This is a genomic window from Roseofilum sp. SBFL, from assembly GCF_017746885.1.
Classification (GTDB): Bacteria; Cyanobacteriota; Cyanobacteriia; order Cyanobacteriales; family Desertifilaceae; genus Roseofilum.
This window is the reverse complement of sequence record NZ_JAGHZH010000080.1, coordinates 1-23,805: the sequence shown is the minus strand read 5'-3', so window position 1 is coordinate 23,805 and position 23,805 is coordinate 1. Positions and strand designations below refer to the sequence as shown.

The following is a 23,805-nucleotide window of genomic DNA, read 5'->3' as shown; positions in this document are numbered from 1 at the left end:
GGCTGATGTGAAGATTCTACGGTAACTCAAGGTTGGATTCCGGGCGATCGCCAGCGGTTCTCACAGGAAAGAAAATCCTTCATTAAAATATCTTAATTTTTCCTACAAAGTAAATCCAAAAATATCAATAAATCACAATCTCTACACAACCCAAGTTTTTGAGTTCATACTCAAAAAGACTTCAGACTCTTCAGTCCCTTCATTACCGATTGATTTCCCAGGCTTAGATCCATGAAAGTTAAAATGATTTTACCAGCTTTAACCGAAGCCCTTAGTCCCCATTGGCGGCCGATTAAATATTCCCTATTTCCCCCTTTAGGTTTGGCTACAATTGCCTCATTTTTTAGTCCAGAAGATGAGATTGATTTACAGGATGAGCATGTGGAAGCCTTAAATTTAGACGATCGGCCAGATTTGGTAGTCATTCAAGTGTATATCACTTCGGCTTATCGGGCTTACGAATTAGCGGATCGCTATCGTCAAAAAGGGTCGTATATTGTTTTAGGGGGATTGCACGTCACTGCCTTACCTGAAGAAGCACAAGAGTATGCCGATACAATATTTTTGGGGCCAGGAGAGGATACTTGGCCGCGTTTTTTAGCCGATTTTAGGGCCGGTCATCCCCAAAAGAGATATGTTTCTCAAGAACGAGATTTACTCAGCACTCCTCCTCTTCGTCGAGATTTAATTAAGCGCCATTTATATCTAGTCCCTAATTCTATTGTGGTTTCTAGAGGTTGTCCTCATCATTGTGATTTCTGTTATAAAGATGCGTTTTTTCAAGGAGGGAAATCGTTCTATACTCAATCGGTCGATCGGGCATTAGCAGAGATTGAACGGTTACCTGGACGTTATTTATTTTTTCTGGACGATCATTTGTTTGGTAATGCCAAATTTGCCAGAGATTTATTTACCGGTATGCTGGGCATGAATCGCATTTGGCAAGCGGCAGGAACGATTCAGGCTGTCTTACAGCCTAATCTGTTGGAATTGGCGGTTGAAAGTGGTTTGAGAAGTTTATTTATCGGGTTTGAAACCTTAAATTCTAATAATTTACGCCAACAGCATAAATATCATAACTTAAATCGGGATTATACGGCTGCCATTCGGCGATTACAGGATTTAGGAGTGATGATTAATGGCAGTTTTGTCTTTGGGATGGATGAGGATGATGAGAGTGTTTTTGAGACGACGGTAGAGTGGGCCATTTCCCAGGGGATTGAAACGGCAACTTTTCATATTCTTACTCCTTATCCTGGTACACCGCTCTATGAACGAATGCTGAAAGAAGGAGGAATTTTGACCCAAAATTGGGATAGGTATGATACTCGTCATGTGGTCTTCCAACCGGCAAAAATGAGTCCAGAAACTTTGGAAGCGGGTTATTGGCAAGCCTATAAGGACTTTTATCGGTGGAGTGCAATTTGGCAAGGAGCAGCGACGAAAACCAGTCTAAATCATCGCCTACGCCATTTAGTGTATGCAGGCAGTTGGAAAAAACTAGAACCGTTCTGGGATTGGGTGATTCGAGGTCACCAATTGGCAAAAATGATGCCGATTTTAGAATCGGTTTTACAAGGTTTCGATCGCTTTTCTACTCCCTGGAAGAGTCTCCATACTCAAGAATTCGAGAAATCGGCACAGTTAAGAACTTGATACAGTCTACTGTCAACTCCCCACTCCCGATAGTGCAGTTTCACAGTCGGCTGCAATTTGAGCTTTGAGAGCATCAAGGGAGGCAAATTTTTGTTCTGGACGGAGGAAGGATTCAAGTTCAACATGCAGGGTTTGATCGTATAAGTCTCCGGACCAATTCAAGAGGTGAACTTCGAGGGTTTGTTGCACCCCATCCACGGTGGGTCTGTTGCCGAGGTTCATCACTCCCATCACTGGTTGAGTCTCTGTCCAGAGGGGGTTATCAACGCGGACGCTGTAGACTCCGAAACGAGGTAGGAATTTTTGGGGAGAAACTTTGAGGTTGGCGGTGGGAAATCCGAGGGTACGGCCGAGTTGTTGTCCTTCGATCACTGTACCCTGAAGTTGGTAGGGCCTCCCAAGAAGCCGTTTGACTTGCAAGAGGTCACCATCAGTTAAGGCTAATCGGATTTGGGAACTGCTGATACGTCCTTCTTGGCAGTTTTGCAGAGGTGTAATAATCACTTTAATACCCCATTGAGCGGCGATCGCCGTTAAGTCCTCCACACTTCCGCGACGCTGATAGCCAAATCGAAAGTCTTCCCCAACACTAATGATCTTGGCTTGCAGAGATTCGACCAGAATTTGGCTAACAAATTCTTGAGGACTAAGATGAGCAAGCTGTTGGTTAAAGGGAACAATCACCAATTGATCCACCCCCATCTGATGCAGATAGGCCGCTTTTTCCTCTGGGGGGGTGAGCAGTAACTTTTTTTCTCCTGTTAAAACTTCTTGGGGATGGGGGAAAAAGGTGATCACGCTGGAATAGAGGTCACGGCCAAAGTGCCCAGAACCGGCAATAGGTTGAATCACTTGTTGATGTCCCCGGTGAACTCCGTCAAAGTTGCCCAGGGCGATCGCCGTTGGCTTTAGAGCCGTTGTCGGGGAAGCAATAGACCACACGCTTTACATTTCGCAATATGAAACATCCCTCTCATCGTAACAGGGAAATCTGATGAAAACTAATCAGAGTTCTCAGTTTCTGGGGGATCGGAGGGAGGCGCAACCAAAGTTAAGGATAATCCTTCCCTAGCCATCAAGCTATCGGGGAAGGCTTGGGCCACATCTTCACCAACCTTATCCAGAAATTCATCATTATGAAGGGGGTCGTGATGAAAGATGACTAATTTCTTCACATTGGCAGCTTTAGCTACCTTGACCGCTTCTTGCCAAGTGGAATGGCCCCAACCCACTTTACTGGTTTTGGGATGATTATATTCAGCATCGGTATAGGTGGCATCATAAATCATCACATCGGCATCTTGGGCTAAGAACAAAACATTCTCATCCATGCGATCCGGGTAATGCTCTGTATCACTCACATAGGCCGCTGTATGCCCTTCCCAACTGACGCGATACCCCACTGCTTCCCCTGGATGATTCAGGGGTGCATTTTCAATAATCACATCATCGAACTTAATCGGTTTGTTTACCTGTATGTCGTTAAATACCAAGGTCGATCCCATCACTTTCAGGGGGACGGGAAAATTAGGGTGTAGCATTTGGTTATTTAAGCGGTTCTCGATGGTTTCTCCATTGGGAGCAATGCAACCATATATATTAAATTTATTACCAGGAATAAATGCTGGGGTAAAAAAGGGAAAGCCTTGAATATGATCCCAATGGGAGTGAGTAAAGAATAAATGAGCATCAATGGGCATGTGCCTTAAGAGATATTGGCCTAATACCCGTAATCCTGTGCCCCCATCAAAGATCAGACGATAACCGCCAACGCGCATTTCAATACAAGACGTATTGCCGCCATAGCGAACCGTTTCAGGGCCGGGGCAGGGAATTGAACCACGAACGCCCCAAAAATGAACAGTGAATTGTTGTTGTGTCAGAGACATAAGAGTTTACCGGATTCCACAACCTTTGAGCTAATGTACCACCTGCATGTTTTTCACTAGGGTAACCCGAGATGTGATGTTTCGGCTCTGGCCAAATCTGAATCGATCGGAAAGGGTTCAATCAAGATCGTTGGCTGTACCGAAGACAGGGTAGGGTAGATGCAACCTTTGATGGTTCAGATTTTCTAAGCCGGAAGAGCAAGTCAAGTTATAGTGTAAGGGAGTAATTGTAATATAGTTTTTGCGAATCGCTTGCACATCTGTGAGCAGGGGAGAGGCTGAAGAGCTTTGAGAAGGGGGATCTAGGACATCTTCAGTTAGTTCTCCAGCCAGCCAATAGTAGGTTTTTCCTCTGGGATCGATGCGTTTTTCAAACATTTCTTCATAGCGACGAGTCCCTTGACAGGTAATGGCGACTCCGGCGATCGCCTCAGCTTTGATCGGAGGAATGTTGACATTGAGCAACAGAGGAGCAAAGGGTTCGTTCTGTTTTAGAGCAGTGACTAAGGATTCGGCAAAGTTGGCGGCTACGCTGAAGTCTTTCATGGTATAACTGGTCAAACTGAAGGCGATCGCCGGGATTTTTTCGATTAATCCTTCCATCGCAGCGGAAACGGTTCCTGAATAGAGAATATCAGTCCCCAAGTTCGCTCCATGATTAATTCCAGATAGGACATAATCGGGTTTTTCCGGCAGTAAGGCTGCCAGAGCCAATTTAACACAATCCGAGGGTGTGCCGGAACAGGCCCAGGCTTTTACCCTCGGATCGAAGACAGAATCAATTTCTTCTGCACGGATGGGTTTATGTAAGGTGAGACCATGGCCGGTAGCAGAGCGTTCCCGGTCTGGACAAACCACATTCACCTTGTGGCCCGCTTTGGCTAACGTATTAGCTAAGGTGCGAATCCCTTGGGCAAAGATGCCATCATCATTACTGACTAGGAGTTTCATTCAAACAGTTCGTCAAAAAAGAGTTTCATCGCGACAAACGAACGGCGGGCACTATCTGGATTATAGGCCGATCCTTTAGAGGGATCATTGCCCGCTTTAGGGTTAGTAAAGCTGTGAACTGTACCGCCGTAGGCAATTAGTTGCCAGTCTACTCCAGCTTGACGCATTTCTTCTTGGAATGCAGCCACTTCTTCGGGGGGAACGGCAGGATCGTCTGCGCCATGTAAGACGAGAACTTTGGCTTGAATTTGTTGGGCATCTTCTGGGTTCGGGGTGTCGAGTCCACCATGGAAGCTGACAACTCCGGATACTTCTGCCCCACTGCGAGCGAGTTCGAGAACGGTTGTACCGCCGAAACAGTAGCCAATGGCGGCCGTTTGTTTGGAGTTGGTGAGACGATGTTGTTTGAGATAAGCTAAACCAGCTTGGGCGCGATCGCGCAATAATTCACGATTGGAACGATAATAGGTTGCCTGTTCCCTGGCTTCATCTGTAGTTTCTGGGCGAATCCCTAACCCGTAGATGTCAGCAGCAAAAGCAACATATCTCATTTCTGCCAGTTTTTCGGCTTGCTGTTTTTCAAACTCTCCTAATCCTTTCCAAGCATGGATAATTAACACTCCCGGTCGTTGATTATTATTAGACCGGTCATAGGCGAGATACCCTTCTAGAACAGCATCGCCTTGTTGATATTCCACGACTTCTGTTTGAATATCTGTTGCCATCGGACTTTGCGCTTGTCCTAAAGTAATACCTCCTAAAAGCAAGGCACTGGTACACACTAAGGCCAGTAAGAGGGCGTAGAGTTGTTTTCGTAGTTTGTTCATAGGGGAATTTGTTTTAAAGGGAGGCTGCTTTATTTTAGGCAGGAAATGCCAAAAGATAAGCGATCGCTTATCATCCCTCATTGAAAAAGGCTATTGCCTAGCGCTAGGCAATAGGCAATAACTTGTATTACTTAACCTGAGTTCGGGATAAGGGGAGAAGGAACAATGATGATGGGTTGGGCTTGAGGGCGAGATCTCTTTGGGGGACTAGTCCCCCAAACCCCCTACTGGGGAACGAGAGCGTTCCCCAGACCCCTCGCGTAAGGAGTGGTTGCTCGGAGCGCACACTCGATTAACTCGATCTGATGCCAGTAACGTTCAATGAGTCGCTCCCTCGTATAGGAGCGCACTCTTAGGAAAGAGTCGCTGTTTATCCCGAATTCAGGTTACTATTGATGACCAGCATCAGGCTTTATGTATCTTGTCAACCGTAGAGCTGCGGACTTTCGATTGGAGTTGATGGATTTGTCATCCAAGTGGGGTATCTTAAACCCATTGGAACACCCTTGAATCAACGGATAAACCCTTTTTATGAGTACCGTATTTGTTTTTGAGGATAGCAGCGCCCAAAGAGCGGCGATCGCCCAATTACTGCGATCGGTTGGTTTTGAGATTTTAGAAGCTGGAGATGGACTTGATGCATTAAGCCAAATCCGCCAGCATTTGCCTGATGTGGTGGTTGCCGATATTATCTCTCCCCATCTCAATGGCTATCAACTCTGTTTAGCTCTGAAACGAGACCCCAAAACTCGCCATATTCCGGTTATTTTTTGCAGCATCAAAAATGATGAACTCGATCGAGTGCGAGCACTCACTATTGCCGATGGCTATATCCCTAAACCGTTCCAACCTCCGGAGTTGGTAGAATCTCTGATCGGAAAACTCCTAAAGCAAGGCAAATCCTGTTTTCATCCCACCCCAGCCGATGATTGGACTGAAGCGGGGTTAATGTGGTTGCAGGATTTTGAGAATCAAGAATGGGCAGTGCAAGCCTTTGAAAAGGCCTTAGCCCTGGAACCGAACCACGATCTAGCTGGAAAACTCAAGGCTGTAGCGCTGGGAGAGGTCGAAAAATCCCGCCATTGTGAAGCTTGTCGCTACTACTATGGCGGGAGTCCCGGTGGCAATTTATTGGTTTGTGCGATTCACCCTTATGGTCCTGAATCAGACCGTTGTGGAGATTGGGAATCTAAGTACCACTGTTCGAGTCATGTCGCTTAGGCAGAACCGGAGATGTTTTCCATGATGCCTAACAGAGGAGGCGCTTTAGCCGCAGGGACATTAGGAATGTAGAAGTTTCCAGAGTACAAGCGCGAGCGCTCTTGAGCAACCACGGTGAGAACTTCGCGGGTTTCTTCGGCGATCGCCGTGGTTTTAATGTCGTAGGTTTGGGTGGCGATTTTAGGATAGAGACCGATACCGATGATGGGGAGCAGGAGGCAGAAGGCGATCGCCACTTCACGAGGCTTAGCATCCATCCAGCCATCAACGACAACCCCCGTTTCTTCACCGTAGAAGATATCGCGCATCATGGAGAGTAGATAAATCGGAGTCAGAATTAAGCCCACAGCGGCTAAACTAATGACGACTACTTTGAAGCCAGAGGAATAAACATCACTGGTGGTGACCCCCAGGAAGACACTCAGTTCTCCTACAAATCCACTCATTCCTGGAAGGGCTAAGGAAGCCATGGATGCAGCAGTGAACAGGGCAAAGATTTTAGGCATCGATTGAGCCAGTCCACTCATTTTCGCTAAAGCTAATGTATGAGTGCGCTCGTAGGTTACTCCAGCCAGGAAGAACAAAGCGGCTGCAATTAGCCCGTGGGAGAGCATTTGCAGCATGGCTCCGTTTAAGCCCAGTTCGTCGAAGGAGGCAATACCGATGAGGACAAAGCCCATGTGAGAGATAGAAGAACAAGCGAGGCGGCGCTTGAGGTCGCCTTGAGCAAAGGCATTAAATGCACCGTAAACAATGTTAACAATTCCGAGGATAACCAGGACGGGAGCAAAGTAAGCGTGGGCATGGGGTAGAGCTTCCAAGTTTAGACGGATGATGCCGTAACCTCCCATTTTCAGCAGCACTCCAGCCAGAATCATGGAGACGGGAGCGGAGGCTTGGGAGTGGGCATCGGGAAGCCAAGTGTGTAGGGGGAAGATGGGCAGTTTAACGCCGAAACCGATAATGAAGGCAGCGTAGGCGAGCAACTCTAAGGCTCTGGGATAGTGTTTGTTCGCTAAAGCGGTCATATCAAAGGTTACGGTGTCGCCGTAGAAGGCCATTGCGAGGGCCGCAACCAGGATGAATATGGAGGCTAAAGCAGTATAGAGAATAAATTTAGTGGCAGCGTAGAGGCGCTTTTGTCCACCCCAGATGGAGATCAGAAGGTAGACGGGGACGAGTTCTAGCTCCCAGGTGAGGAAGAATAGGAGTAGATCTTGAGCTGCAAATACCGCAATTTGGGCACTGTACATGATCAGCAGCAGGCTGAAAAACAGTCTGGGGCGGTGGTTGACGTTCCAGGATGCGGCGATCGCCACGGTAGTGACTAAGGCACTCAGAGCGATCAGGGGCATGGACAAGCCATCTACAGCTAAAGACCAGTTGAGACCGAGCTGGGGTATCCAGGGATAGGTTTCGGTCAGTTGAATGGTGGATTGTTGAAAGTTATAGTGGGAGCCGAACGCGTAGAGCGTCATTAGGAGGTCTACTAAACCTACGCCTAGGGCATACCAACGAACTAGCTTGATCTGGCGATCGCCAATCAGGGGAATGGCTAGAGCCGCCACAAGGGGAAAAATTATGATTGCACTTAACCAAGGAAATGAATTGCCAAACATGATTGAGAATAAATACTCATTACCTGCTCTTTCATTGTATGTACTTTAGTTAATATTTGTAAACAATGAATTGCTGCATATTTATTGGACATATCCATAGATAATAATCTATGGATTGTGGCTCACCCCTGGAACCTTAACCTAGTTAGGCACAAGATAATACGCAATAGGGATAACAATTTACAGTTACTCGATTGCAATTCATTTTCTGCTCACTTATGCAAGAGGTCTACTGGATTTCATAACAGGACGAATGTTGTATAGCCCTAAATGATTACAGTGAAGGGAGAGTTCATGTTAGTCGTATGACAGGCTATATCCGGTTTTTCCCTATGAGCTATTGCCTATTATCTTTTACATTCCCTTAGCCCAAAGCGCTATATAATTTAATTAAGGATTACGGTTAAACATAGTCGAAAAAGCGATCCCTAGTGGGAATCCGTCTATTTTTTTAAGGAAAATCCATTTAATAAAACCAGCTTAATTCGTTTAAATCAACTGAATAGGAGAAAATATGCAACTATCTCTCATCGCTCCAACTTTTGAACAGCAAACCCTGAATATTATCTTGGCTTCAACTCGGTTTGCAAAAACTTGTGTCAGTGAATTCATCGATCGCCAAGAAGGGCATACCCAGATTTGCCGTAATACCCAAGAGTTATTACACAGTGTGCGGCAGCAAGCGCCCGATCTGCTGATTTTAGATATTCTTTTCCTGCCCCATCAAACTCAGCGCTTTTGTTGGCGATTGCAAGACATTTATCCACAACTAAGGATTATAGTATTGGGGAAAACAGAAGCGGAGCTTTCTGGTTGCAATTGGGTATATGAATACCCCAATGTTTCCAAAGCGTGTTTTTCTACTCATTCATGTCAAGTAAGCCAGTCTCCAATGACTCCTGATTCTCAGCCTACCCCCTCTGAGTCCCATGATTTGTCTAAACAAGACCTATACTTAGCGTCAGTAGTCGGTGCAGCAGTGTTTGATTTAAGTGGTTTACCCCGTGAATATTTGGTGACGGATGAAGTGGATAACGTCAGTTGGGTACAAACGGTGTTTCAGGCTTTGGGACTGCGATCGCTATTAATGTCCTCTTTGCAACTTGATGGATTTCACTACGCCAGCACCTGTTCTGAAAAATATCGGGCAATTGTGGTGAAACAAAAAGATCAATATATTGCTTTGTTGCTCAAACCTGAGAGTTTCCATCAGATTACCGAAGAGCTGATCGACTGGGCTAGAACCTTTAATTCCGATGAACTCAAGCTTTATCCCCAATTCCGACTCGCTTAGTCCCCGTTAAACATTTAAGCTAAATGGAGTTAATTCAGTCTCGTGATGCAGAGATGAATTGGGGTTAAGTTCAGTCACAATAAAGCTCCACAGTAACTTAACCCTATTTTTATGTCGATAAAGAATTTCATCTCAACCGTAGCAACTACTATGCCAATTACCAGCCGGTAGTACTAGGATTTCAAACTTCTCCTCGATCGTCTTTAGCGGAAGATTCAGGAGAAGAATTATACAGGGCATCTAACTTTTCGCGAGCATCTTCTACCGTAATCGATCGCATCACCAATAAGGGTTCTTTGATTAAGGTTCCCGTGTCATCTAAGAACTCAGGATGGGGAACCTGAGTGGACGAGATGCGATTCGGTTCTACCGGAACATCCGTTAACTTCGGGGGATAGGTGCGAGTGCTTTCAGAACCGAGTACCATCAAGTTGCGGATTAAATTACCCACAGCGATAAAGGCTAAGGTAGTGAAAGCAAAGACATAAACCAGATGTAGCATTATTACAGATCTCCAAATTGAGTTTTAATCAAAAGGGGTATTAAATTTAGGTGCAGGGGGCCGACCCATATCACCATCAATCCAGTATTGATCGATCATCTCTATCATAAGCTTAACGTAAGTTACGTTTCTTTACATTTAGAAATTTAAGCTTAACTTAAGATTGTTTCACTCCAGGGTGAGACTCTTGACCCTCAAGAAGGCCCATTTTCTCGTAAAATGGAGGCCGATTCCCAAAAGAATCGCGAAAGCGAATGGCTTCCATCAACGCCTGACTCTAGATATTATCTAATGGCTCCGAAATTGAGCATTAACCCTACATCATTGATATAGATTAGTAAACCCATGCCTCCAGAAGACTCCAAACCCGCCCAACCTATGGAACAAGAAGCGCCTCAAATCCATCTACCTCGCACCAGTGAATCGGAAACCTTAAAGAAAATCCGCCATACGACCTCCCACATCATGGCAATGGCGGTACAGAAACTCTTTCCCAAAGCTCAAGTTACGATTGGGCCTTGGATCGAAAATGGATTTTATTACGACTTTGATTGTCCAGAACCCTTTACGGAAAAAGACCTGAAGGCGATTAAAAAAGAGATGATCAAGATCATCAACCGCAAACTCCCTGTACTTCGGGAAGAGGTGAGTCGCGAAGAAGCAAAGGCGCGAATCGAACAACTGCAAGAACCCTACAAACTGGAAATCCTTGACGATATTAAAACGGAGCCGATTACGATCTATCATTTAGCCGATCAATGGTGGGATTTATGTGCTGGACCCCATGTAGAGAATACAGGAGCAATTAACCCGAAGGCGATCGCCCTGGAAAGTGTCGCAGGAGCCTATTGGCGTGGAGATGCCAACAAAGCCCAACTTCAGCGAATTTACGGTACAGCTTGGGAAAACCCCGAACAACTGGCCGAATATCAACGACGTAAAGAAGAAGCCCTCAAACGAGACCATCGAAAACTGGGCAAAGAGCTGGGATTATTCATTTTTTCCGATCAAGTTGGCCCGGGTTTACCCCTGTGGACACCGAAAGGTGCAACCGTTCGCAGCTTACTCGAAGACTTCCTCAAACAAGAACAACTCAAACGGGGCTATCAACAAGTGGTTACTCCCCACATTGGGCGAGTAGACCTGTTTAAAACCTCCGGTCATTGGCAAAAATACAAAGATGACTTGTTCCCGATGATGGGAGAATCGGAAGCAGAAGGCTTTGTGCTAAAAGCGATGAACTGTCCCTTCCATATCCAAATTTATAAAAGTCAGCTCCATTCTTACCGAGATCTCCCGATTCGATTAGCTGAATTTGGCACCGTTTACCGCTACGAACAATCGGGAGAACTGGGGGGACTTACACGGGTGCGCGGGTTTACTCAAGATGACTCGCACTTATTTGTGACTCCGGAGCAGTTGGATCGGGAATTCTTAAATGTGGTGGATTTAACCCTGAGCGTGTTTAAGACCTTGCGGTTAAGCAATTTCAGAGCTAGGTTAAGTTTTCGCGATCCCAGTTTAGATAAATATATTGGTTCGGACGAAGCTTGGGAAAAATCCCAAAATGCTATCCGTCGTGCGGTAGAAACCCTGGGGATGGAGCATTTTGAAGGTATTGGGGAAGCTGCCTTTTATGGGCCAAAACTCGATTTTATTTTCCGAGATGCCCTAGACCGGGAATGGCAGTTGGGAACGGTGCAAGTGGATTATAATTTACCAGAGCGCTTCGATCTGACCTATGTTTCGGAGGAAGGGATTCGCGAACGTCCGGTGATGATTCACCGCGCTCCATTTGGTTCTTTAGAGCGCTTAGTGGGGATTTTAATTGAGGAATATGCAGGTGATTTTCCCCTCTGGTTAGCTCCAGTGCAGATTCGGTTGTTACCGGTGAGCGAAACGCAATTGCCCTTTGCCCAGAAGGTTGCCGAGCAAATGCTCAATTATAAGATTCGCGTGGAAGTGGATCGAAGTGGAGAGCGCTTGGGTAAACAAATTCGCAATGCAGAGAAAGAAAAAGTTCCCATTATGAGTGTTATTGGAGCGAAGGAAATGGAAGCAGAGAGCCTCAATATTCGCACTCGCGCTAAGGGAGAATTGGGGGAAATTCAGGTCAAAGAAGTGATTCAGAGGATGGTGGTGGCGATCGCCTCTAAAGACGATTTTTAAAAACCCTGTCCTAGGTTTCTGTTTACAGACTAAAATCCGCAAGGATACTGAACAAGGGGCATTCAGTCCCTTGCCTCCCGAAGATCGATGGGTAGCAATCTTCAAAAGAAAGGGTATATAGCAGAAATGCTAACCCTTTGAAGAGATAGGTTAATCCCTGGCGTATCTTGATTTTAATCGTCCCAATGTCTATGAAACCAACTGCAACGTGGCAACTTGCTCCTGAATTTGAGCCTCCCAACTGGTTTGTGCAGGAAATTGCCCAGTTCACCCCCCAACTTTCCCGATGCGATCGCTTGGCGCAGATTTTGGGGCAAAGGGGGATTCAAAACCGCGAGACTTTAGCTCATTTCCTATCTGCTGGGCAGTATACCCCGACTAGCCCGTTTGAATTTGGCGAAGAAATGCAACAAGCCGTTGCGCGGTTAGAACAAGCAAGAATTCAGGGAGAAAACGTCACTATTTGGGGAGATTTTGATGCAGATGGAGTGACTTCTACTGCTGTTTTACTCGATGGCTTGGGGCAATTCTTCGCGGCGGCAAACTTAGACTATTATATTCCTAACCGCTTAACCGAATCCCATGGCTTAAATGCTCCTGGAATTGAACGCTTGGCAGAGCAAGGAACCCAACTGATTGTCACTTGCGATACGGGAAGTACCAATTTAGTGGAAGTGGAATTAGCCCAAAGTTTAGGCATTGATGTGATGATTACCGATCATCATACCTTACCGGCCCTGCGTCCTCCTGTTACTGCTATTATTAACCCCCGCTATCTGGCTGAGGATCATCCTCTGTTCCATTTATCTGGGGTAGCGGTGGCTTATAAATTGGTGGAAGCACTGTATCAACAGTTGCCTAATATCCCGCAAGCACCCTTAGACGAGCTACTGGATTTAGTGGCGATCGGATTAATTGCCGATTTAGTCCAGCTTAAAGGAGATTGTCGCTATTTAGCCCAACGGGGAATCGGGTGCTTACAGCGTGATTATCTGCGTCCTCCTGAAGCGCGTCGTCGTCCTGGAATTGGGCGTTTATTGGACTTGTGCAAAAAAACGGGCGATCGCCCCACGGATATTTCTTTTGGTATCGGGCCTAGAATTAACGCCGTCAGTCGCATTTATGGTGATGCCAGTTTTTGCGTGGAATTGCTGACCAATCGAGACTTAAAAACCTGCCATCAGTTAGCCGAATCTGCTGAACTGGCTAATACTCGACGCAAAGAAATTCAGCAGAGTGTCGTTCAAGATGCCATCTTTGAAGTCTCGCAATTAGACCTATCGACAACTCAAGCCATTGTCCTACACAAGCCTGAATGGCCGGCTGGTGTACTCGGTTTAGTCGCCTCTCAAATTGCCCAAGAATACCATAAACCGACGATCTTATTAAGTTGTGAAACTGGGTCTCAATTTGCTCAAGGGTCTGCCCGTTCTGTCGCCCAGATTGACCTGTATCAATTGGTCAATAGTCAATCCCATTTGCTGCATCGATTTGGCGGTCATCCCTTCGCCGCCGGTTTAAGCTTACCCCTAGAAAATTTACCTCTATTTACGGAAGGCATTAATCAAGAACTCAATCGCACTTTAGCATCTGGCGATCGCTCCCCCATTCTCGATATTGACCTTGAACTAACAGTTGCCGATCTAGGCAAGGAACTCTTTCAAGAACTCAAATTTTTAGAACCCTGTGGAATGGGCAATCCTGTACCGCGCATTTTGCTTAAAAATTGTCGGTTTACTAACACGTTTAATGCCAATATCAAAGACAATAAGGGAAATAAAGTTAAATATATTAAAACCCAGTTTATTTTAACCGACTCCAGCAGTAATCAGGGAATTCCGGGATTGTGGTGGGGACATTATCAAGAGGATATTCCTCCCGGTGAATCTCATGTGGTGGTTGAGTTAGATTTTAATGACTATCAGAAATACCATGTGCGCATTATTGATTTAGTTGCTGCCGAGCAAGAGCCATTATCGACGGCTACATCTGAATCAATACCGATTCTAGATTGGCGCACCGAGAAACTGGATGAACCGGAAAAGATTACTGAGTCTGATCCTTGGGTGATTACTGAAAATCCAGTCAGTTGGCAAGAAATTGAAGGATGGCTAGAGCAAGCCAATCAACAGCAAAAAACGGTCGCGATCGCTTATAATTCTTTTACACCCCATAACCCGATCGAAACCTGGAAAAAGTTAGTCGGCATTGCCAAATATTTAAGTCGTACTCAAGAGTCCATATCTCTCAATTTTCTGCAAGATCGGCTTCAAGTAACAGCAACAGCTTTGCAGTTGGGATTAAATGCCTTATCTCAGATTGGGTTTAGTATCGCTCAACAAGAAAAAAAATTAACTATAGCCTATAATGCTAGAATTGATTTCTCTGATTTTAGCCTCATCTATATCTTTCTCTCTGCTGTGCAAGAAGAACAGTTTCGCCGCCAATATTTTGCCCAAATCTCCCTCGAAACCCTGCAACGGGCAACCTCAAGTAATTCGCGCTAAGGAATAGGGTTCTTCTGCAATTATAGCAGAAGAATTATGGTAAGCTTAAGCTGAGTTACACATCGGGAAATCTCTATAATTCACATGAAATATTGTTTTCTTACAGCCTGTCTGATTTTCAACATCATTACTGTCAATTCATCACCAATTATTGCTGAGGAAAGACAATCTTCACTGCCTGTTTTAACAACTACATAGGAATCATCACTTAACCATAATATCAATTTTGAACAGCACTTTAGAAACTTAAATGCAAACGGTTCAATCGTAATCTATGACTCAAACAATGATCGGACTTATCAATACAACTCTACTCGCAATAAAACAGCATTTAATCCTGCATCTACCTTTAAAATTCTTAGTTCTCTAATTGTATTAGAAAGCACTGTAATCCCTAGTGATATTTCCATTTTAACCTGGGATGGTGTGAAGAGGGATATTCCAACCTGGAACCGTGACCTAAATATGCGAGAAGCGTTCAAAGTTTCAGCAGTTTGGTTTTATCAAGCACTAGTTCGTAGAGTTGGTTATGAGCAAATGCAATCTTGGGTAACAAAAGTAGGGTATGGCAACCAGGAAATTGGTAATGAGTCTAATGTTGACAACTTTTGGCTCGGAGGAGAACTAAAAATCACCCCTCATGAGCAGGTTCAGTTTCTACGACGTTTATATAGTAACGATTTACCATTCTCGGAGACAAACATTGCAATAGTTAAAGATATTATGATTGCGGAGAAAACTCCTGACTATACGATTAGAGGCAAAACAGGTTGGGGTAGCCAAGTTGGCTGGTATGTGGGCTATTTGGAACAGAATGAAAATGTCTATTTTTTTGCCACAAATATCGATATACCTGACATTAGGAATGTTACTGCCTTACGTAATAGATTAGAATTAACGCGGTTATGCCTTAAAGAGCTATCGTTACTGTATTAGAGCGTTTAACAATAGGGCTAAAGCGCAACAACGAACCTAGTTTTGGTGGACTTGATACGACAATGATAGATTAGAATCGAATCCCATTCCTCATTCCCTAGCGCGAAGCGCCATATCATTTATGGATTTAATTTTGTGCCATACCACCGCAGATTTTGATGCACTAGGGGCAGCAGTGGGGTTAACTCGCCTGAAACCGGGCGCTCAGGTGGTGCTGACGGGGGGATGTCATCCTACGGTGCGGGAGTTTTTGGCTTTTTATCGGGATGAGTATGCCTTAATTGAGCGCCGCTCGGTGAATGTCGAACAAATCCGCAGTTTAATTGTAGTGGATACCCAACAGGGCGATCGCCTCGGACTAGCCGCTGATTGGTTTTATCTACCCCATCTCGAACACGTAGAACTCTACGACCATCATCTCGATACCGCGACTGATCTTCCGGTTACCCACTCAATCATTGAACCTGTGGGTGCAACCACGACGCTGATTGTGGAACGGTTGCAACAGCTAGAATCTTTGGAATTAACTCCCGCAGAAGCAACCGTAATGGCCTTGGGAATTCATGTCGATACCGGTTCGCTCACCTATGATTCGAGTACCTCTAGGGATGCTTTAGCTCTCGCTTGGTTAATGACCCAAGGGGCGAGTTTATCGGTGATTGGGGAGTATGTCGAACCGGGATTATCCCCACGATTGCAAGACCTCCTCACCCTTGCCCTAGAACAATTGCATACGACCACCTGCGAAGGGTATCAATTATCCTGGGTTCTCTTGCCCACCTCTGACTTTGTGCCCGGATTATCCAGTATTGCAACTCGACTGATGGGATTAACCCATAGTGATGCCCTATTATTTGGGTCTTGGTATGAAACCGGACAAGAAAAACGGTTAACCGTCATTGGTCGCTCTCGGCAAAGATGCCGGTCTTCCTCCAATCCTCCCCTAAATCTGCATACCTTGTTTGCTCCCCTAGGAGGAGGAGGTCATGCACAAGCCGCTTCCCTGACGCTGCGAGAACACAATATTGAAACCACCTTTGAGGATTTGGTGCAACACCTGCAAAACCAAGTGCCCACCGCACCGACGGCACGGGAATTGATGTCCTCACCGGTGCGAACGATTCTACCAGAAACGGCGATCGCCCAAGCCCAACGAATTCTGTTACGCTATGGTCATTCTGGGTTATCTGTCGTTAATCACCAAGGGGAATTAGTGGGGATTATTTCCCGTCGCGACCTCGATATTGCCCTCCATCACGGCTTTTCCCACGCTCCCGTAAAGGGCTACATGACTCCCCATCTGAAAACCATTACCCCAGAGACCCAACTGCCGGAAATTGAGTCATTGATGGTTACTTATGATATCGGTCGCTTGCCCGTATTAGAGGACGGAAACTTGGTAGGCATTGTCACCCGTAGTGATGTGTTACGCCAGTTCCATCTTCAGGAAACGGGACAGCCAGTAGGAGCGAACATACAACTCAATCGGCTCAAGTCCTGCTATTTGCCAGAAACAATGAAGCAAATGCTACAGGAGAGTCTGACCGGGCCCTTACAGGATCTTTTGCGGCAAGCTGCCCTAGCGGCCGAGCAAAGAGGCTGGCATTTATATTTAGTTGGGGGCGGAGTACGGGATTTATTACTGGCAGATGCGGAGAAAGTCATCAATCTCCAGGATGTGGATTTAGTCGTCGATGGTTATCATCGCGCTGCCCAACCGGGGGCTGGAGTCGAGTTAGCGAAAGTCTTACAGCAACACTATCCGGGCGCTCGATTGCAAATTCACGGAAAATTTCAAACCGCCGCCCTACTTTGGCACAAACACTCAGAATTAGATAATCTTTGGATCGATATTGCTACGGCTAGAACTGAGTTCTATCCCTATCCGGCTGCGAATCCAGAAGTGGAAGCCAGTTCAATCCGACAAGATTTATACCGTAGAGACTTCACAATTAATGCTCTAGCTTTGCGCCTTACGCCTCCGCGCATTGGTGAAGTGTTAGATTTTTTTGGTGGTATTTTAGACTTAGAGGCTCAGTTGATCCGGGTATTACACGCCAATAGCTTTATTGAAGATCCGACCCGCATTTATCGAGCTGTGCGATTTGCTGTGCGGTTGGGGTTTCGGTTAGAAGGACAAACGGAAGGCTATATTCGTTATGCGATCGCCAGTGGGGTGTACGATCTTTCTGTAGCAGAAAATAATCGAGCGCCTGCCCTGCAAACTCGGCTTAAAAATGAGCTGAAGTATATCTTAGAAGCACCCTATTGGAAAAGAGCCATTCAACTCCTGGGCAATCTAGACGCACTCAAGTGTATTCACTCTAGTTTAGAACTGACTCCAGAACTGTGGAAGCAACTGAAGCTCGTTGATCGATGTTTACGCCGGTTTAATCCCTCTGGACTGTGCCCTCCCTGGCAACTGTTGCTTGAAGTGATGATTGCCTATCTTGCTCCAGAATACCGCTATTGGGTCGCTTCCGGGTTTCAACTTCCAGCAGAAAGTATCGAACGATTAAAGAATTTAGAGGCCGCAAAAACCACAATTTTCTCTCTTTTACCAACCTGCGAACTCCCCAGCACGATTGCTAACGCTCTCCAGCCTTATCGCTTTTCTACCTTAATTTTAGTCATGGTGCAGAGTCCTAGACTTTTGCGGCGAAAGATCTGGTTGTATTTGTGGAAACTAGCGCAAGTGAAGCCGATTTTAAATGGCAATGACTTAAAGCAGTTGGGCTATAAACCGGGTCGTCAATTCAAGGCGATCTTGGATAAACTCCTAGAGATGACGTTAGATGGAGAACTGGCAGACCGCGCAAGTGCTGAAACTTTCTTGGAGAAACAGTTTAGATATAGCGCAAAGCGCTAGGGAATAGGAAATAGGGAATAGGGAATAGGCTTTTGGTACATAGCTTTGAGGGTTCAATAGTGTCCCTCATAACAGTGCTTTGCGCTGTAATCCTCTGTTTAAGAATACCGTTTCTCGATTGACTCAGCAAAATTAGGAGACTCTAGCTACGACCTTCCCACGCCCCATTCCCCCATCAAGGTAAAATAAGGTCTGGCGTTTTGGATTAAGCCGATTTATGAATGTACTGTCGATCCCCACTTGGGTGATTCATGTTTCGAGTGTGATTGAGTGGATTATGGCCATTTGGCTAATTTGGCGTTATGGAGAATTAACCAGCGATCGCCGTTGGGCGTGGTTTTCCCTCGCCATGATTCCGGCTCTCATCAGTGCCATGTCTGCCTGTACCTGGCATTTCTTCGATAACGATCCTAACCTAGAATGGATTGTTACCCTACAAGCCGCCATGACCGTTATTGGCAATTGTACCCTCTGCGCTGCCGGTTGGCTCCTCTGGCGACAAACCCAATCTCAAGCTTAAAACTCCCGTTTAATTCCTGCATCAGATAACCATGTCCAAAGATATCCTATTTGCACTCTCTTTATTTCCCTACTTGGGATTTTTATGGTTTATTACCCGCTCTGGACAAATGCCCCGGTTAGCCCTCATTGGCTTTTATATGACCTTAGTATTTGTCGGCGTAACTATTCCCGCCGGTATTTATGCCCAAGTCGTTTATCATGAAGCCCTAGCCAATGTAGACTGGCTCCATGGTGGCGCGGAAATATTCTTAAGTATCTCCAATATTTTAATCGTGGTGGGATTTTATCAAGCCGTTAAATCTAAACTTCCTCAAACCTCTGATAGTTGATCCAATTGTAGGGGCGGGTTTTCCAAGATCTTGGAAAACCATCAATAACCTGAGTAAACCCGCCCTAGTACAGTCGATAAACAACCAAGACTTTAACGTTGAATTGATATTACACCCGCAAGTTTTCCAATTCTAAAGGTTTAAACTCAGCAGCAACTTGTTGTTTGCGTAGTTGTTCCACCAAACCCTCTGGATCTTGAATATGCCATTTTAGGGGCAGTTGCACCCCTTGCGAAAATCCAAAGCGATCGCCTTGAATCACAATCAGAACCGGATAAGTTTTGGTATTCGTTTGTCCAGAATACTCTCCCAACCATAGTTTCAGCCGATTTTTGACCACCTCTTGAGAGGCTTCTTCTAAGGAAAGGCTAATCACAACCCACTCATCTTGGGGAACCTCTGGCGCAGCAGGTGGAGAGACAACTTCAAAAGGTTTACTCTCAACTTTGGGCGGATGATTTTCGAGCATTTCTACAGTTGCAGGCTCGGATACAGACTTGGACTCTATCCAATCGACAAGTGATTCCGGTTCACTTTCTATCGGCTGTTGAATTTCCTCTAAATTTATCTTCTGGGCATCACTAACCGTAAGCTGAGTTTGATCGTTCCAGCAGCTCACTTTTCCCGTTAAAATCACTGGAACTTCAGTCCCTAAATTCCCTTTCACTCGTTCGTAATCATCCCCCCAAACCTTGGCTTCTCCTTTTGTATTTAAGTCTTCTAGGTTCAGAATTACCATTAATTTACCGGATTTAGTAGTAATTTCCTTAATCTCTGTAATTATCGCCACCACTTTAATCGACTTGCGCTTGGGAGCGGACTCTAACTGGGAGAGAGGAATCGGTTGTGGATCTAAATTTTGCACAAACTGAGTAACAGAACTAAGAGGATGTTCGGACACATAAAAGCCGAGCAATTCTTTTTCCATTTGTAGCTTTTCAGCTAAAGTCATTTCCGATACAGAATCGGCTTTTGGGGCGACTTCGTGGGCGCGACCATTGGTATTTTGACTGCTAAAAGGAGTATTGCCCAACATATCAAACAAATTGGGGCCACTGTCCCGGTCTTTCGCCCGACTCTGGGCCCAGGGAACAATCTTTTCTAAATCCGCTAAAAGTTGGGCGCGATTCTCATCAAAAGCATCAAAAGCACCGCATTTAATCAGAGATTCTAAGGCGCGGTTATTGACCGTTCGTAAATCCACGCGATCGCATAAATCCGCTAATGCTTTAAATTCCCCTTCTTCTCTTGCTCTTAAGATACAATCAATCGCTCCTTGTCCTAAATTTTTGACTGCTGATAAGCCAAATAAAATCGTTTTGTTTTGAGTGGGTGTAAATTCAACCCCCGATCGATTAATATCCGGGGATTCAATCCCTATCCTCATTTCCCGACAATTAGCGATATACTTACCGACTTTATCCTGATCGCCACTATTAGAAGTCAATAAAGCAGCCATATATTCTACTGGGTAATTGGCTTTTAGATAAGCCGTCTGGTAGGTAACATAGGCATAGGCTGTAGAATGGGATTTATTAAAGCAATATTCCGCAAACAAAACCATCTGATCGAATAAACTTTCTGCAATGCTTTTATCAATCCCATTTTTTGCCGAACCATCGATAAAAATATTGCGATGCTTCTGCATTTCTGCCACTTTCTTTTTACCCATCGCTCGGCGCAGCAAATCCGCTTCCCCTAGAGAATATCCGGCTAAATCCTGAGCCACTTTCATGATCTGTTCTTGATACACTAAAACCGCATAGGTTTCATTCAAGATGGGTTCTAACATTTCATGTTCATAAACAATTTTTTCTGTTCCATGTTTCCGGCCAATAAATTTCGGAATTAGACCTGCATCTAGGGGACCCGGTCGATAGAGAGCGAGGATAGAGGAAATATCTTCAATACAGGAGGGTTTTAGCTCGCGAACCACTTGCTTCATCCCAGAAGATTCCAATTGAAAAATTCCTTCTAAATCTCCTTTTTCCAGAACTTTATACGTTTTATGCACATCTTTGGGTAATTTCTTGAGGCGCACATAAGTTTCTTGCGCTCTCCGTTCATCAGCGGGGATATCGTAGGGATCAATTTTCAAACCATAATCCTGTTCAATATATTCTAATGCCTTTTGAATCGTGGTCAGATTTTTCAATCCTAGAAAGTCCATTTTCAGCAAGCCCAAGGACTCAATATCTTCCATGGAATATTGGGTAATTACGGCTCCATCATTGTTTCTCTGGAGAGGAACAATTTCATCTAAGGGTTCTTTAGAAATCACCACACCCGCAGCATGAACCCCAAAGGTTTTGTTGGTTCCTTCAATTCTCATCGCCATGTCTATCCAGCGCCGCACATTTAGATCGGTATCATATTTTTGCTTAAATTCCGGTGCCGGCGTTTCATCAGAAACCATGATTTTTAATTTAGTTGGTTTTCCCCGAGAAACGGGGATCATTTTCGCCATTTGATCCGCATCTGAATAGGGAATGGCTAAAACTCGCGCCACATCTTTAAGCACTGCTTTCGAGGTCATGCGGTTAAACGTGATGATTTGCGCGACCCGTTCTTTACCATATTTTTCTGTAACATATTCAATCACTTCATCTCGACGTTCAATGCAAAAATCAGTATCAATATCGGGCATGGATTTCCGTTCTGGATTCAAAAATCGCTCGAATAAAAGTCCATGGTGAACGGGATCAATGTTGGTGATTCTTAAGGCATAAGCGACTAATGAACCGGCAGCCGAGCCACGACCAGGACCAACAGGAATGTTACGATCTCTGGCAAATTTTATATAATCCCAAACCACTAGAAAATAGGTGGAAAATCCCATGCGCTGGAGCATTTTGAGTTCGTATTCCAGTCGCTCTTTATAAGCGGGTTTAAGTTCGTCTCGACTTTTGAGGTTTAAGCGCTCTAGGAGTCCATCCCAGGATTGTTTTTCTACATAGGTGTCGGGGGTGTGATCCTTGGGAATGGGATAATCGGGGATGCGGGGTTCTCCGAGAACTCCTTGGTAGGGTTGTACTTTTTCAGCAACTTCTAGGGTATTGGCGATCGCCTCCTGAATTACCTGCTCCGGAAGATGATCCCGGAATAGCTTCGCCATTTCCTCAGCGTTTTTTAAATACTCTGTGCCGCTATAGCGCATCCGCTTTTGATCGGTAATTAAACTAGCGGTATTGATGCACAGGAGCGCGTCATGGGCTTCGGTATCATAACAGGAAATGAAGTGGGAGTCATTGGTGGCAACCAGTTTAATCCCTAATTCTTGACCAATTTTCATCAATTCGATATTGACAATTCGGTCTTCTTTCGATCCATGGTCTTGAATTTCTAGATAATAATCATTCTGGAATAAGTTCTGATACCATTTAGCCACTTCTCGCGCTTTTTCTAGGTCTCCTGCAAGAATGAGCTGGGGAATTTCACTGCCTAAACAGCCACTGGTTAAAATTAGACCTTCGTGATATTTTTCTAGGAGTTTTTTGTTAATGCAAGGACGGGAAAAAATTCCTTTTCCTTGAATTCCTTTGAGATTGGATTCTGTGGTTAATTTGACTAAGTTTTTATAGCCTTGCGTGTTTTTTGTTAAGACTAATTGGTGGTATTTCTTTATTTTCTTATATTGGGTCTCAATATCCCCATTAATGATATACATTTCATTGCCAATAATGGGTTTCACCGAACTGTTTCGACAGGCTTTAATTAACTCAATGGCTCCATACATGACTCCATGATCGGTAATGGCGATCGCCGGCATGTCCAATTCCTGCGCTTTGCCGACCAATTGGCTGATTTGAGACGCACCATCAAGTAAGCTATAGTCGGTGTGAATATGTAATCCTACGAAAGACATAAGGCGATCGGGGATGAAGCAACAATGAGAGTTATTATATCGTAGCCAATGAGTGGGTTATATCAAATCTAAAAAAGAATGCTACAATCCCCATCATAGTAGAGACAAGGTATGCCTTGTCTCTATAGTACGCATTTGTACCAATCGAGACCTTGTTCGTAGCTGGCACTCAGTTCGAGGTTGAGGGGATTGTTATCGAGTTCAAGCCCCTGCAAATGAGTCAGTTGAGCGATCGCCTCCGGCACTTCCGTTAACCCCAAATTACTCAAATCTAGCTCGGTTGCCTCTTCCTACTGTGCTGCAGCTATCCGCTCTTCGGCTATGCGATATCCTTGATTTGCGTCCATAATGCTTCTGCCTCCCCCAGGGTGCGATACCCACTCGATCTTTAATACCGATCAATTGTTACTCACTGTAGCTTGCCCACTGGTGACGATTCGAGCGATCTCCAGGCTAGACATCATCTCCATGTGCTAAGATTTCCGCCAATTTTCTGTTTGCAGTCCAGAGCTCAGGGGGTGACAACAGGCTTGAATCTAAGGCTACACTTGGCTTTGAGCCGTTAAAAGATGGCGAAAAAATCCAGCGATTTTTTGGGCAAGTAACCCTCTAACCTGATGCTATAGTTATGCGATCGCGACCATTGAGT

The 23,805-nt window shown here is 45.1% G+C and carries 16 protein-coding genes and 1 pseudogene; 9 read left to right on the top strand and 8 right to left on the bottom strand.

What is annotated here, in order from left to right; translation table 11 throughout:
* Nucleotides 1–231: 231 nt before the first annotated feature.
* Nucleotides 232–1,656, top strand: a complete 1,425-nt coding sequence (locus J7545_RS08950; protein ID WP_318719471.1) for a B12-binding domain-containing radical SAM protein — start codon at nucleotides 232–234, stop codon at nucleotides 1,654–1,656.
* 12 nt (nucleotides 1,657–1,668) lie between these two features.
* Here the strand turns inward: J7545_RS08950 and J7545_RS08945 are convergent, their stop codons facing one another.
* The 4 genes from J7545_RS08945 to J7545_RS08930 all read right to left on the bottom strand — a co-directional run bounded on the left by J7545_RS08945 (nucleotide 1,669) and on the right by J7545_RS08930 (nucleotide 5,323).
* Entirely contained in the window at nucleotides 1,669–2,598 is a 930-nt protein-coding gene (locus tag J7545_RS08945) for a bifunctional riboflavin kinase/FAD synthetase (protein WP_318701220.1), read from the bottom strand.
* A gap of 59 nt (nucleotides 2,599–2,657) precedes the next feature.
* On the bottom strand, nucleotides 2,658–3,545 hold the full coding sequence (locus J7545_RS08940) for an MBL fold metallo-hydrolase (protein WP_318701219.1): 888 nt from the start codon (nucleotides 3,543–3,545) through the stop codon (nucleotides 2,658–2,660).
* A gap of 117 nt (nucleotides 3,546–3,662) precedes the next feature.
* On the bottom strand, nucleotides 3,663–4,496 hold the full coding sequence (gene surE / locus J7545_RS08935; RefSeq protein WP_318701218.1) for a 5'/3'-nucleotidase SurE: 834 nt from the start codon (nucleotides 4,494–4,496) through the stop codon (nucleotides 3,663–3,665).
* On the bottom strand, nucleotides 4,493–5,323 hold the full coding sequence (locus tag J7545_RS08930) for a dienelactone hydrolase family protein (protein WP_318701217.1): 831 nt from the start codon (nucleotides 5,321–5,323) through the stop codon (nucleotides 4,493–4,495). The genes surE and J7545_RS08930 overlap by 4 nt, the downstream gene beginning before the upstream one ends.
* Before the next feature lie 531 nt (nucleotides 5,324–5,854).
* On the opposite strand from J7545_RS08930, the gene J7545_RS08925 reads away from it, so the two are divergent.
* Nucleotides 5,855–6,544 carry a response regulator gene (locus J7545_RS08925; RefSeq protein ID WP_318701883.1) on the top strand — a complete coding sequence of 230 codons (690 nt, stop codon included), beginning with the start codon at nucleotides 5,855–5,857 and terminating at the stop codon, nucleotides 6,542–6,544.
* On the opposite strand, the gene J7545_RS08920 is transcribed toward J7545_RS08925, so the two are convergent.
* Nucleotides 6,541–8,163: an NAD(P)H-quinone oxidoreductase subunit 4 gene (locus J7545_RS08920; protein ID WP_318701882.1), complete on the bottom strand. Its 1,623-nt coding sequence runs from the start codon at nucleotides 8,161–8,163 to the stop codon at nucleotides 6,541–6,543. The two genes, J7545_RS08925 and J7545_RS08920, sit on opposite strands and share 4 nt — an antisense overlap.
* Nucleotides 8,164–8,677: 514 nt before the next feature.
* Between J7545_RS08920 and J7545_RS08915 the strand changes: the two genes are divergently transcribed.
* Complete coding sequence (locus tag J7545_RS08915; RefSeq protein WP_318701881.1) at nucleotides 8,678–9,457, top strand: hypothetical protein; 780 nt, start codon at nucleotides 8,678–8,680, stop codon at nucleotides 9,455–9,457.
* 181 nt (nucleotides 9,458–9,638) lie between these two features.
* On the opposite strand, the gene J7545_RS08910 is transcribed toward J7545_RS08915, so the two are convergent.
* Nucleotides 9,639–9,959, bottom strand: coding sequence for a DUF2973 domain-containing protein (locus J7545_RS08910; protein WP_318701880.1), 321 nt, complete (start codon nucleotides 9,957–9,959; stop codon nucleotides 9,639–9,641).
* Between the two features lie 345 nt (nucleotides 9,960–10,304).
* On the opposite strand from J7545_RS08910, the gene thrS reads away from it, so the two are divergent.
* The 6 genes and pseudogenes from thrS to J7545_RS08880 all read left to right on the top strand — a co-directional run bounded on the left by thrS (nucleotide 10,305) and on the right by J7545_RS08880 (nucleotide 19,291).
* Entirely contained in the window at nucleotides 10,305–12,128 is a 1,824-nt protein-coding gene (thrS, locus tag J7545_RS08905) for a threonine--tRNA ligase (RefSeq protein ID WP_318701879.1), read from the top strand.
* Between the two features lie 191 nt (nucleotides 12,129–12,319).
* A complete protein-coding gene (gene recJ, locus J7545_RS08900; protein ID WP_318701878.1) occupies nucleotides 12,320–14,635 on the top strand; it encodes a single-stranded-DNA-specific exonuclease RecJ in 2,316 nt (771 codons plus the stop codon).
* A gap of 216 nt (nucleotides 14,636–14,851) precedes the next feature.
* Nucleotides 14,852–15,571, top strand: a pseudogene (gene blaOXA, locus J7545_RS08895) (class D beta-lactamase); the annotation flags it as partial.
* A gap of 121 nt (nucleotides 15,572–15,692) precedes the next feature.
* Complete coding sequence (locus J7545_RS08890) at nucleotides 15,693–18,440, top strand: CBS domain-containing protein (RefSeq protein ID WP_318701877.1); 2,748 nt, start codon at nucleotides 15,693–15,695, stop codon at nucleotides 18,438–18,440.
* Nucleotides 18,441–18,657: 217 nt separating this feature from the next.
* Complete coding sequence (locus J7545_RS08885) at nucleotides 18,658–18,960, top strand: DUF2499 domain-containing protein (protein ID WP_318701876.1); 303 nt, start codon at nucleotides 18,658–18,660, stop codon at nucleotides 18,958–18,960.
* Nucleotides 18,961–18,991: 31 nt separating this feature from the next.
* Nucleotides 18,992–19,291, top strand: a complete 300-nt coding sequence (locus J7545_RS08880; RefSeq protein WP_318701875.1) for a DUF3593 domain-containing protein — start codon at nucleotides 18,992–18,994, stop codon at nucleotides 19,289–19,291.
* A 109-nt stretch (nucleotides 19,292–19,400) separates the two neighbouring features.
* On the opposite strand, the gene J7545_RS08875 is transcribed toward J7545_RS08880, so the two are convergent.
* Nucleotides 19,401–23,156: a DNA polymerase III subunit alpha gene (locus tag J7545_RS08875; protein ID WP_318701874.1), complete on the bottom strand. Its 3,756-nt coding sequence runs from the start codon at nucleotides 23,154–23,156 to the stop codon at nucleotides 19,401–19,403.
* A gap of 122 nt (nucleotides 23,157–23,278) precedes the next feature.
* Entirely contained in the window at nucleotides 23,279–23,425 is a 147-nt protein-coding gene (locus tag J7545_RS08870; RefSeq protein WP_318701873.1) for a hypothetical protein, read from the bottom strand.
* Between the last annotated feature and the right edge of the window lie 380 nt (nucleotides 23,426–23,805).